This is a genomic window from Mesorhizobium sp. WSM4849, from assembly GCF_055811385.1.
This window is the reverse complement of sequence record NZ_JBVVPW010000022.1, coordinates 15066-26635: the sequence shown is the minus strand read 5'-3', so window position 1 is coordinate 26635 and position 11570 is coordinate 15066. Positions and strand designations below refer to the sequence as shown.

Annotated in this window: 10 protein-coding genes; 3 read left to right on the top strand and 7 right to left on the bottom strand. The window is 63.8% G+C overall.

Annotated elements, in window-relative coordinates:
* The first annotated feature begins 324 nt into the window (after nt 1-324).
* Both AC0L3L_RS23450 and AC0L3L_RS23445 read left to right on the top strand, forming a co-directional pair.
* Complete coding sequence (locus AC0L3L_RS23450; RefSeq protein ID WP_123147604.1) at nt 325-2097, top strand: glucan ABC transporter ATP-binding protein/ permease; 1773 nt, start codon at nt 325-327, stop codon at nt 2095-2097.
* A gap of 283 nt (nt 2098-2380) precedes the next feature.
* Nucleotides 2381-3145, top strand: coding sequence for a heme ABC transporter permease (locus AC0L3L_RS23445; protein WP_473639233.1), 765 nt, complete (start codon nt 2381-2383; stop codon nt 3143-3145).
* A gap of 94 nt (nt 3146-3239) precedes the next feature.
* On the opposite strand, the gene AC0L3L_RS23440 is transcribed toward AC0L3L_RS23445, so the two are convergent.
* Complete coding sequence (locus AC0L3L_RS23440) at nt 3240-4298, bottom strand: D-TA family PLP-dependent enzyme (protein WP_473639232.1); 1059 nt, start codon at nt 4296-4298, stop codon at nt 3240-3242.
* A gap of 151 nt (nt 4299-4449) precedes the next feature.
* Between AC0L3L_RS23440 and AC0L3L_RS23435 the strand changes: the two genes are divergently transcribed.
* Entirely contained in the window at nt 4450-5136 is a 687-nt protein-coding gene (locus AC0L3L_RS23435) for a D-lyxose/D-mannose family sugar isomerase (RefSeq protein ID WP_473639231.1), read from the top strand.
* Nucleotides 5137-5427: 291 nt separating this feature from the next.
* Here AC0L3L_RS23435 and AC0L3L_RS23430 read toward each other — a convergent pair whose 3' ends face one another.
* The 6 genes from AC0L3L_RS23430 to AC0L3L_RS23405 are packed head-to-tail and all read right to left on the bottom strand — an operon-like array spanning nt 5428 to nt 11489.
* Nucleotides 5428-6324, bottom strand: a complete 897-nt coding sequence (locus AC0L3L_RS23430) for an RDD family protein (RefSeq protein WP_473639230.1) — start codon at nt 6322-6324, stop codon at nt 5428-5430.
* Complete coding sequence (locus AC0L3L_RS23425; protein WP_473639229.1) at nt 6311-7327, bottom strand: stage II sporulation protein M; 1017 nt, start codon at nt 7325-7327, stop codon at nt 6311-6313. The genes AC0L3L_RS23430 and AC0L3L_RS23425 overlap by 14 nt, the downstream gene beginning before the upstream one ends.
* Entirely contained in the window at nt 7324-8634 is a 1311-nt protein-coding gene (locus tag AC0L3L_RS23420) for a DUF58 domain-containing protein (protein WP_473639228.1), read from the bottom strand. Before AC0L3L_RS23420 ends, AC0L3L_RS23425 begins: the two co-directional genes overlap by 4 nt.
* Complete coding sequence (locus AC0L3L_RS23415) at nt 8631-9587, bottom strand: AAA family ATPase (RefSeq protein ID WP_473639227.1); 957 nt, start codon at nt 9585-9587, stop codon at nt 8631-8633. The genes AC0L3L_RS23420 and AC0L3L_RS23415 overlap by 4 nt, the downstream gene beginning before the upstream one ends.
* Nucleotides 9574-10866: a DUF4350 domain-containing protein gene (locus AC0L3L_RS23410; protein ID WP_473639226.1), complete on the bottom strand. Its 1293-nt coding sequence runs from the start codon at nt 10864-10866 to the stop codon at nt 9574-9576. Before AC0L3L_RS23410 ends, AC0L3L_RS23415 begins: the two co-directional genes overlap by 14 nt.
* The gene (locus tag AC0L3L_RS23405; RefSeq protein ID WP_473639225.1) at nt 10863-11489 is read right to left on the bottom strand and encodes a DUF4129 domain-containing protein; all 627 of its coding nucleotides are present in this window, start codon (nt 11487-11489) and stop codon (nt 10863-10865) included. Before AC0L3L_RS23405 ends, AC0L3L_RS23410 begins: the two co-directional genes overlap by 4 nt.
* Nucleotides 11490-11570: the final 81 nt, after the last annotated feature.

Sequence of the window (11570 nt, the reverse complement as noted above, 5' to 3'; positions counted from 1 at the left end):
GCGCGCGTTGTTTAAGCGTGCTCTAGAAATTCTATTGCGCATGAGCTCTCCAAAAAGCCGATGCAGGCTTTTGTGATCCGTACATAACCAGTTGCTGATTAAAATTGCGGCAGTGCTTGCAGCCTGCCACGATTCTGCCGCAAGGCTGACATTTTACCTTTTTTCTCAAACCGTTAGGTGATCACGACAGATTTCGCAGCGTCGCCATCTTTTGTTCGCGAATTGGGAACTGAAGGGGTACACGAGCATTGTTTCGCGACACGTCAACAGGTACGAGTCAGAAAATGATGCAGTGCACAATAACAATTTGCCGGAGTAGCTGAAGTGTCCCTTCTGCAGATCTACTGGAGAGCGCTTGGTTATCTCGCCGCCGACAGGAAACGCGTAGCGTTTATCTGCGGAGCGAATGTCGCGCTTGCCATTATCGCCATCCTTGAGCCGATCATGTTCGGACGGGTGATCGATGCTATTTCGGACGGCGGCTCGGTCTTTTCGACGCTCGCCGTATGGGCCGGTATCGGCGTCTTCAACGTCGTCGCCTTCGTTCTGGTGGCGCGCGGCGCTGACCGCTTTGCCCATGCACGGCGCAGCGAGGTTCTTTGCCAGTCATTCGAGCGCGTGATCACCATGCCGCTTGCTTGGCATCATCAGCGCGGCACCTCCAATTCCCTGCATACGCTTCTGCGCGCGGTCGAGACCTTGTTCAGTCTCTGGCTCGAGTTCATGAGGCAGCATTTGTCCACCGTTGTCGCACTGGTTCTGCTGGTGCCGACGGCGCTCAGCATGGATATTCGCATGTCGATGGTCCTGCTGGCGCTGGGCGCGCTGTACGTCGGGATCGGGCGGCTAGTGATGCGTCGTACCAGGGAAGGCCAGGCGTCCGTGGAACGGCACTTTCACCAAGTGTTCGCACATGTGAGCGACTCGGTCAGCAATGTCGCCGTGCTGCAGAGCTACAATCGCATCGGCCACGAGACCGACGCCTTGAAGCGTTATGTCAAGAATCTGCTTGATGCCCAGTATCCGGTGCTCGACTGGTGGGCACTGGCCAACGCTCTGCACCGCCTGTCGTCGACCATTTCGATGATGGTCGTGCTGTTGATCGGCTCCTATCTGGTCATGCATGGCCAATTGCGTATCGGTGACGTCATCGCCTTTACCGGCTTTGCCACGCTGCTGATTGCCCGGCTCGACCAGATGTCGGCCTTCGCCAACCAGATTTCGGAAGCCAGGGCCAAGCTCGAGGAATTTTACCGCCTTGAGGACTCCGCGGCCGACGCCGCCGAGCCGGACGGGTTGCGTGATCTGGTCAACGTCACTGGTCATGTGCGTTTTGAAAACGTCAACTTCGAATTCGCCAATTCGGGGCAGGGCGTGAACGACGTGTCATTCGAGGTCCATGCCGGCCAGACCGTGGCCATCGTCGGTCCGACGGGCGCAGGCAAGACCACGCTCATCAATCTTTTGCAGCGCGTCTTTGCGCCGTCGAGCGGCCGTATCCTGATCGATGGCATCGATACCCGCACGGTGACCCGCAAGTCGCTGCGCCACTCGATCGCCACCGTTTTCCAGGATGCGGGCCTTCTCAACCGCTCGATCGAGGACAATATCCGGGTCGGGCGCGCCGAGGCGACCTATGATGAGGTCCACGCCGCCGCCAACGCCGCTGCCGCGCAGGATTTCATCCTGTCGAAGAGCAACGGCTACGATACGGTCGTCGGCGAGCGCGGCGGACAGCTTTCGGGCGGCGAGCGCCAGCGTATCGCGATCGCGCGCGCCGTTCTGAAGGATTCGCCCATCCTGGTGCTCGATGAAGCGACCAGCGCGCTTGACGTCGAGACGGAAGACCGCGTCAAGGAAGCGATCGACGAATTGCGTCGCGGCCGCACCACCTTCATCATCGCCCACCGCCTGACCACCGTTCGCGATGCCGATCTGGTCGTGTTCATGGACAAGGGCAAGGTGGTCGAAATGGGTGGGTTCGCCGAATTGTCGATGCGCAATGGCCGCTTCGCCAGCCTGCTGCGCGCTGGCGGCCTGCTCAACGACGAGGAAGTCCGCCGCCTCAGCCGTACCATCACCGACGAGGCCGCCTGAGCGGCCAAGCTCGCCCTTCTCCCCTTGTGGGAGAAGGTGGCCGCGAAGCGGCCGGATGAGGGGTGCTCCAGCTTAGCGCAACCCTCCATCCAGAATCGAAATTCAGGCGCACGGCAGATAGGATCATTCGCGCCTCGATCCTTCCAGCACCCCTCATCCGGCTCGGCGCTAACGCGCCGATCTACCTTCTCCCACAGGGGGCCCACAGGGGGAGAAGGAAGGCCCCGCCTGCGACACGGCGCTGTAGTTGCCCCAAACCCATCGCCGGTTTATGTAAAGCCGCATGAGTGACCTGACTTCACGCCTCAGCGGCTGGATGGATTTCGCCAACCCGACGCGGTTTGTCGGTTTGGCCGACAAGGTGGTGCCGTGGCTTGCGACCATCGCCACACTCATCCTGGCCGCCGGGCTCTATATGAGCTTCACTGCGCCGGAGGATTTCCAGCAAGGCATCACCGTGCGCATCATGTATATCCATGTGCCCTTCGCCTGGCTGGCCATGATGTGTTTCACGCTGATGGCGGTTTTCGCGTCGGGCACGCTGGTATGGCGCCATCCGCTGGCCGACGTCGCGCTGAAATCGGCGGCACCCATCGGCGCCGTCTTTACAGCGCTCGCGCTGATCACCGGTTCGATGTGGGGCAAGCCGATGTGGGGCACCTGGTGGGTGTGGGACGCGCGGCTGACGTCGGTGTTCGTGCTGTTTCTGATGTATCTCGGCATCATCGCGCTGACGCGGGCACTCGATGACGCGGCGCGCGCCGCCTGGGCCGCCGCAATCATCACCCTGGTCGGCTTCATCAACATCCCGATCATCAAATTCTCGGTCGACTGGTGGAACACGCTGCATCAGCCGGCTTCGGTGCTCCGGCTCGGTGGGCCGACGATCGATCCCAGCCTGTTGCGGCCGTTGCTGGTGATGGCTCTGGGCTTTACCGTGCTGTTCTTCGCGCTGCACCTGATGGCGATGCGCACGGAAATCCGACGTCGCCGGGTCATTTCCATGCGCCGTGTCGCAGCGAGGCAGGCCGAACGGCAATCGGCCTGACCAATTCAGATTTGCCCGGCCCTTCGCAAGCTCAGGGCGTTCGAAGCTCGAAAAGCCAAGCAATTGGCTTTCCGTCCGCACCGCGCACCGATTCTCACCCCATGCGGCCGCGCGCCGCCACCGGCAGCGTCTCGAGCACCCGTTCTCCGGCGATCAGGTGGACCTCGTCGAACAGGTTGGTGACGACGCAGCAATGGTCAGGCACGACGCGCACGCGCTCACCGATACGTAGCCTGGCGTCGCCGGAAAGCGTGATGTTGCCGTGTTCCTCGCTGAGGCCGGTGACGGTGGCGCCCGGAACGCCCAGCAATTCGCCGAAATCGGGCAGCCCCAGCGTGTCGCTGGACAAGGCCTTGCTGCCGGCATCGAGGATGGCCCGTGTCGGCGTCGGATGGCTGACCACCGTCGACAGCACCGTCAGCGCGCAATCGTCGAGGCTTCCGACGCCCTTGGCGACCTGGTAGCGGTCGAGATAGATATAGGTGCCGGGGCGGTACTCGGTGATAACGGAAGCCTCGCTCGAGCGCCACATATCCGGCGTGCCGCCGCTGGAGATGCGTTGGCAGGCGAGGCCGGACGCGGCGAGCGCGTTGCGCGCATCGGCGAGCCACGCCTCGGCCTCGGCAGCGCGGCCTGCTGCCGGATAGGTCATCAGCCCGCCGAAGGCGAGTCCCTTGGCCTTGTCGATCTCTCTGGCCAATGCGACCGCCTCGCTGGCCGACTGGACGCCGCAGCGGCCCTTGCCGGTGTCGCATTCCACCAGTACCTGTAGCGGCTGGCCTCGATCGGTGAAGGTGGCGTCGAGCCCGTTAAGCGTTTCCATGCTGTCTGATGTAACCGACAGCGTCACACGGCCGTGCAGCGCCTTGAGGCGCCCCAGCTTGGCCCTGCCCAGAATGTTGTAAGGCAGAAAAATGTCGGTGAGCCCGGCATCGGCCATCACCTCGGCTTCACCGATCTTCTGGCAGGTGATGCCGACGGCACCCGCCGCGATCTGCTTCTTTGCCCAGTAAGGCAGTTTGTGGGTCTTGATGTGCGGCCTGAGCTTCAGCCCATGGCGGTTGGCATGGGCCTGCGCTCGCGCGATATTGGCTTCGGCGCGGTCGACATCGATCAGGATCGCCGGCGTGTCGAGGTCGTCTATGCTCAGCATGGAATGCCACCATCAGGAAACTGGTTGCCGTTATGACCTTGATCGAACCGGATGTCATGAGGCCAGCTCATGCGGTTTACGTCGACACCGGATCGGCGTTCGGCTATTCGGTTTGGAGATCGCCTAGGCCGACGGGAAGGAAACCACGACCATGAAACGCTCCACCATCAATGATATCATCCGCGACGCCGATGCCTTCATCCGTTCGTTCGGCTACATCATGCCGCCCTTCGCCTACTGGACCCCGGAACAGATGAAGGCGCGCCGGCAGGATTCGTCGGCCATCTTCTCCTCCCGGCTCGGCTGGGACATCACCGACTACGGCCAGGGCAAGTTCGACGAGCTCGGCCTCTTCCTGTTCACCGTTCGCAACGGTCGCTACGAGGACATGAAGAAGGGCATGGGCATGCTCTATGCCGAAAAGATCATGATCTCGCGCAAGGATCAGCTGTCGCCAATGCATCGCCACAACATCAAGGCCGAAGACATCATCAATCGTGGTGGCGGCAAGCTGGTGCTGGAACTGTTCATGCACGATCGCGATGGCGGCATCGATCCGACGGCCGAAGTATCGGTGCCTGTCGACGGAACCATCCACAGGCTGCCGGCGGGCGGGCTGCTGAAGCTCGATCCGGGCGAGAGCGTCACGCTTTTGCCAGGCGTCTGGCATGCGTTCTGGGCCGAGGGCAAGGATGTGCTGATCGGCGAGGTGTCGACCGTCAACGACGATCTCACCGACAATGTCTTCCGCGAACCGATCGGCCGCTTCGCGGATATCGACGAGGATGTCGCGCCGCTGCACCTGCTCGTGTCGGACTACGAGAAGTGGGTGGGTTAGGAGGCAGCCTTGCTGCCTTCTAATTTGCTCGATTGAGGAGCGCGCGGAGTCTGCGCATTTCGGCGATCAGGCGAGGAACATCCTGACGCGCGGCGGCCATGAAATCCTGGTCCGCGAGCATCGCGCCGGTCATTTCGATGTCCTCGCCGCGGTCCGCCCCTTGGCCGGTCTGGATGAAACTTGAGCCGCCAAGAAAGTCCCGGCCCTCGACCCATGATTTCCACGGGCCAGGTTGGGCCGCGGCAGCTCGGGTTTCCATCTCTTGAAGTTCAAGCTCGGATAGAGATGTGTTCATGGCAGCCTCGTTGGTCCAGCGTTGCTACCGCGCGCGTGCTTGTCGGCCTTGCGGGTGCCGAGAAGAAGCTTGCGTTCGAGATGCGCCCTGAGATCCCCGTAATACGCCGTCAGGAACGGGCGGGCGTCATGCGCCTGCGGCGTTGAACCGATCTTGCGTCCGATCGTTTCAGCCACCGCCCGCAGCGCGAAGTAGTCGTCGCGGCGCAGCACTTCCTCCAGCTTGTGCAGTTCGGCGATGCCATAGGCATCGAGCTGCGCGTGGCTGAACTGAAAAGTCTTGGCGACCGGATCCTGCCTTGCCGACAGATCTTCCATCAGCGTGCGCTTCGGCGCCTCGACGACCCAGGTTCCCGCCAGGAGGTCGCCAATCCGCAACCGGTCGCCATTGAAAAGCGGGAACAAAGCGAACAGCAGCGTCCACACCAGTCCGAAGACCGTCGTCAGCGTATCGGCGATGCCCATCCCGCCCCGTCCGGCAATAATCGACAGCGGCAGAAAGACTTCGATCTCGCGCATCAGGTTGCGGGCGATGATCTGATCGACCGACAGGCCGGCTCCGTTGCGCGATGCTACCCTGATGCCGACGATCCGCTTGCCAGGCGTCGACGCGCGCCGGCCCGCCTCGAAGGCGATGAAATAGACGTTGCGCAGAAAGAAGATCGCGATGATCCAGACGATGAAAAGCGGCTGCATTTCATCTCTGCCAAGGCCTGTCACCCCGAACAGCGCGACAATCGTGACGGCGATTGCAGCCGTGGCGATAAACACGACATCGAGCAGGAAAGCGGCAGCCCGTGTGCCGGCGTCGGCCAGCTTTATCTGGAGATCGATACCTTCTGGCGTGATCAGCGAGCGCATTGTCGCCAGCGCGGAGCGTCTAGCGGTCGCCATTCCGCACCACCTGGAACAGGTAGAAATAGCCGATCCACAGTGCGAGCATGCCGCCGCCGATGGCATAGCGCGTGACTTCGCTGGTGATCGTCTGCCTGCCGATGCCCTCGAGCAGTCCGGCAAACAGCAGCATGACCGAAACGCCGACCATAGCGGTCGCCGCGACGCGTCCGGCATGGGCCGCTGCCGCCATGCGGGTCAACTCGCCGGGAAAGGCGATGCGTGTGCCGATGCGCATGCCGGCAGCGCCGGCCAGCGCGATGGCGAACAATTCGGTGGTGCCGTGAATGGCCAGCCAGCCGCCAAGTTCCATGCCAAGCCCCTTTGCCCAATAGACTTGGAACAGCGCACCCAGCATGCAGCCGTTGAACAGCATCAGCAGCACCGTCGGCGCGGCGAAGGCAAATCCAAGGGCGAAGGCCAGGATTGCGACCTGGACGTTGTGGGTGAAAAGATAAGCGGCAAAGCCTGAGAGAAAGCCATTGTCGCCATCATAGAGCATCCTGCGCAGCAGCTCGGCCGAAGCGTCGGGACCACGGCCGGCGGCCAGGCCCGACGGGATGATCGCGTCGAACCAGCCCTTGTCGGACGCGACCAGCCAGGCGCCGGCGCCGATGCCGACAAACATCAGCGCCACCGACACCAGCGTCTCGCGCCACAAATCGCGGATGGCGCCGGGCCAGTCATGCAGGAAAAAATCGCCAACACGCTGCCGCAGTCCGCGGCGCGCCCTGTAGAGATAGAAGTAACCTCGCAACGACAGGGATTCGAGATAAGCGATCAGCGCGCTGTCGAGGGATGTCGCTCTCGCCACCGAAAGGGAAGACAATGCCGAACGGTAGAGCAGCGGCAGCGACAGCAGTTCTTCTTCCGACAGCGTCCGCGGCGCTCGTTTCTCGACGCGGGCGAGAAGCGCCTCGAACGCCTTCCAGTCGGCCTCGCGCTCCCGGCGGAAGCTGGCCAGCGACTGGCGTACAGCATCGCCGGGTACTGGCGCGTTCACAACAGATCCTCCCGCTTGAACTGCAGGTAGCGCTCGACCAACGCCGGCCCCAGCCTTTGATGGTCGGCTTCGATCACATGCGCGCCAAGCAGCCGCAACCGGCCGATGACGACCTGCCTTTCGCGCAAAAGCCCGCCGGCGACGACGGCGCGGGCCACATCCTCGCCGGACCGGGGCGGCATGTCGGTCAAGCTCTCCAACTCGACATCCCTCATCATCATGAACAGCACCAGGTGCCGCTCGGTGAGCCGGCCGACGGTGCGCAGCATCAATTCCGCGCTGATCGGATCGACGAAGTCGGTGAAGATGATCACCAGCGAGCGCCGGTCGAGCCGCGCCGCAAGCGTGGTCAGCGCCAGGGTGAAATTGGTCTCCTCGTTGGAATAGTCGATCTCCGCCGCCCGCTTCTGGATCATCGCGAAGCTGGCCGAGCCGCGCACCGCGCCGCTCGTGACGCGCGGCCGCGCATCGAAGCCGAACAGGCTGACCATGTCGCCGCCCTTGAGCGCAACGAATGCCGACAGCAAGGCGGCCGCCACCGCCCGGTCCACCTTCGGCACACCGTCGACCGGCTCGCACATCAGGCGTCCGCTGTCGATCGCCAGCACGATGTTGTTGTTCTCCTCGATGCGGAACTCGCGCGCCAGAAGCCTGCCATGGCGGGCGCTGCGTTTCCAGTCGATCATCCGCCGGCCCATGCCGGGCTGATAATCCTTGAGCGCCTCGAATTCCCGGCCTTGGCCGGCCCGGCGCTGGGCGTGCCCGTCGGGCAGCGCGTCGCGCTGCAGCAGGGTGATCGCCTGGTCACGGGCGCTGCGGACGTCGGGCAACACTGCCACCTTGCTTTCCATCGGCAGGACGACCTGGTTCCAGACCAGTCCGAACGGCCCGCGCCAGCGCACCCACAAACGATCGAAGCTGGCGATGCCGCGCCGCAGCGCCTGGAACCGAAGGTCGAGCGATCCGCCGTCGCTGGTGGGGGCCAGGGCTCCGCCGGTTCCGCCCATCGGCGCTAGGCGCGCATCATGGCCGACGCGCGCCTCCAGGGTCCGCGTCCGGCTTGAAAAATACGCGGCGACATGAACAGTGAAGTGCCCGCCGACGCCGACCTGCGGCGGCGCGTGGAGGCCGGCGTCCAGCGATGCCCGCCCGCGTCCTGCCGCGGCGTCCACCGCCAGGAAGGCGAGGAGCACGCAGATCCACAGCAATCCGAGATACCAGAGCGACGGCAGCGCCAGCGCGACCAGGAAGGCCGGCACCGCGCCCGCCGCTGCCGTCCACACTGCTCGGCCGCTTGGATAGATCAACGCGGCGCTTCCGTCTGATCGACCAGGTCGGAGACGATCTGCTCGACCAGCCGACCATCGATCTGCGCGGCCGGGGACAGGATGACGCGATGGCGCAGCGCCGGCACCGCCAGCGCCTTGACGTCGTCTGGGATCACATAGGCGCGCCCGTCCAGCGCCGCCCGCGCCCGCGCTGCCCTGGCCAGCATCGCGCCCGCGCGCGGACTGGCCCCGACTTCCAGGTCCGGGCTTTCGCGTGTGGCGCGCACCAGTGCCGCGATGTAGCCGACGACATCGTCGACAAGGGTGACGGAGCCGACGGTTCCGAGCGCATTCTCCAGTGTCTTGCGGTCCGCCTGGGCCTTGATGCCGTATTGCGCGATGTCGTGCGAGGCGGAGCCGCCGCCGTGGTGGATGATGATGGCCCGTTCCTCCTCGGGGCCGGGATAGCTGACCCGGTGCTTGAACAGGAAGCGGTCGAGCTGTGCCTCGGGCAGGGGATAGACACCCTGATGCTCGATCGGGTTCTGTGTCGCGACCACCATGAAGTTACGGCCGAGCGAATGTGTGGTGCCATCGAAGGTGACCGCATGCTCCTGCATCGCCTCCAGGAGCGCTGCCTGCGTCTTGGGCGGCGTGCGGTTGATCTCGTCGGCAAGCAAAAGATCGCAGAAGATCGGACCGCGCGTCAGCGTGAACTGTCCGGTCTGGAAATTATAGATGTTCGATCCGACGATATCGCCAGGCATCAGGTCCGGCGTGAACTGGATGCGCCCGTAGGCGACACCCAGGGCCTGGGCGAAGCAGCGCGCGGTCATTGTCTTGGCCGTACCAGGAGGGCCTTCCAGCAGGATATGCCCGCCGGCGAACAAGGCGATCAGCATCAGGTCGACAGTGTCGTGCTGCCCGGTGATCGCCTTGGCCACTTCTTCCCTGATCCGTGTCGCCAGGGCCTTCACGTCATCGACGTTCACCGAGCCTCCTTGCCGTCCAATCGTGCAGCTGTTCCGCTGCCTCGTGCATTTGCGTCAGGTTTTTCGCCTCGCCGGCGGCTTGCGCCCGCGCGGTGAATCCGCTGGCTTCGTCCTTATCGCGAGAATCGAGCCAGCGGTCGAGCGCTTCTCCCTGCAGCCCTTGCGGCGCTCCCAGCAGTGCGCCGGCGCGTACCCGCATCAAGGCCGCATAACGGCCTCCCAGTTCCTCGAGCCGCCCGGCGCGCCGCAACAGCATCGCCGTCGTATCCACCAGCGCGCGCTTGCCAAAGGCAATAGCACGCAATTCGGCGCGCGGTGGGCCGAAACGGCCGAGGCCGTGCAGGAAAGCCAGCGCCGCCGCAGCCAGGATCGTCAGTGTCAGCGCCAGAAACGGCGGTTCGACCAACAGCTTGGCAAGGTCATATTTTCGCCCCGCGCCATGCAGCGTGAGATCGAACATGACCGGCTGTGCGCGGCCTCTCTTATTTGGATTTTCGGATGCGGCGTCGCCGAGTTGGTCAGGGTCGGGCAGTTTGAAATTGGACCGGGACGGACTGATTCCGGATTGAAGCCGGCTGATCAGAGCGAGCGCGGCTGCCGCCTTGTCGGGATTCCCAAGGGCGGCGTTGTTGATCAGGTCGGGGTCGGTCAGGACATAAAAAGGCTTGCCATCCACTTCGGTGAGCACAGCCTTGTCGTTGCCGGCTGCTATGATTGGATGCTCGTCCGCCACCCACTGCAATTCATCGGGGGCGGCAACAAGCCGGCCCTCGATGTCGAGTTGCTGCATCGTGCTTTGGCCGACGCCGATCTTTGCATTGGCGATCCGGCCGAGCCATTGGTTCACCACGGGATCGGGCAATCGCCCGAATTTCATCTTCCATCCCTCGTGCTCCTCCAGCGGCAGGGTCTGCCATTTGGGCAGCACGAAGAGGGTATCCTGGTCCTGCCGAAGTTCGAGAATGTGGTCGAGCGCCGCGGGATCGCTCTCGGGCGAAATGGTGACGATCAGCAACATGTCGGCACCGAGATCGTCCTCGGTTCGTGCCATGGCCGGCGTCTCGCCGGTGAGCCGCAACCATTCCGCCAGGCCGGCATAGCCGACGCCGCTTTTCGACAGTGGCGTGGCGCCGCCGTTGCCGGGTTGCCGGAAGTCGGGAGCATAGGTGGACAGCAGGAAGAAGCCCGCTGCCGCAAGTAGGCTGGCGAAAATGCCCCAGAATAGCGTTCTTCGACTGAACGGTTCCTGTGCTGCGGGCTCGGCCGTCGCAGCACTCATGTCCAGGCATCCCGGAAGACGAAACGCTCATAGGCGCCGCGTGCTTCCCGCCAGCCTTCGGCGCCGACGGGCCGGCGTGCGAACAGCGCGGCTTCGACGATGCGTGCGATCTCGGTAAACGCTGCGCGGGCCCTGGCGGGAACCGAAGCAGCAGCGGCGATGTCGCGCGCCGTGAGCGACGGGCGCAGAAAATCCGGCAGCCGGCCGGCAATATCGGCGACGCTGCGGCGAAGCAGGAGATGGACCGCTTCGTCATAGTCGCCTCGCGCGGCAAGCGCGTCGGCTTCCGACAGCAGGATCTGCGCGGCGCCGGCGTCGGGACGCCATGCTTCCTCCGCCTCGGCCTCGGGCCGCGCGCGCTGCCAAGGCAGGCGCCAGGCGATACCTTTCATCTCGAGAAAGACCAGGAGCAGGATGATCGCGGCACCTGATATCACCGCCCCCCAGAACAGATAGATCATGTAGGGGCCGAGCGACGACAACAGTTCCAGCAGCGGCTTCAGCCAGTCAGGCGGCTGCGGCGGCACATAGGCCGGCAGGTCGAACTGGATCGACTTGTCCGAGATCAACTGCTCATGCGCTTTTGCCAGCCATTCGGCTTCCGCTGTGCCTGGCTGTGCCACTGCCAACCGCTCCCCTGCAACCTGTGGTTCCCCAGCCGACACTGACAATGCACAACGGCAATTGCAAGTGGACTAGACGCC

What these genes read in the sequence shown, in the direction of transcription:
- AC0L3L_RS23430 (WP_473639230.1), bottom strand. Translation starts at nt 6,324, where the DNA reads ATGGCGACCGCTAGACGCTCCGCGCTGGCGACAATGCGCTCGCTGATC.
- AC0L3L_RS23410 (WP_473639226.1), bottom strand. Translation starts at nt 10,866, where the DNA reads ATGAGTGCTGCGACGGCCGAGCCCGCAGCACAGGAACCGTTCAGTCGA.
- AC0L3L_RS23445 (WP_473639233.1), top strand. Translation starts at nt 2,381, where the DNA reads ATGAGTGACCTGACTTCACGCCTCAGCGGCTGGATGGATTTCGCCAAC.
- AC0L3L_RS23440 (WP_473639232.1), bottom strand. Translation starts at nt 4,298, where the DNA reads ATGCTGAGCATAGACGACCTCGACACGCCGGCGATCCTGATCGATGTC.
- AC0L3L_RS23435 (WP_473639231.1), top strand. Translation starts at nt 4,450, where the DNA reads ATGAAACGCTCCACCATCAATGATATCATCCGCGACGCCGATGCCTTC.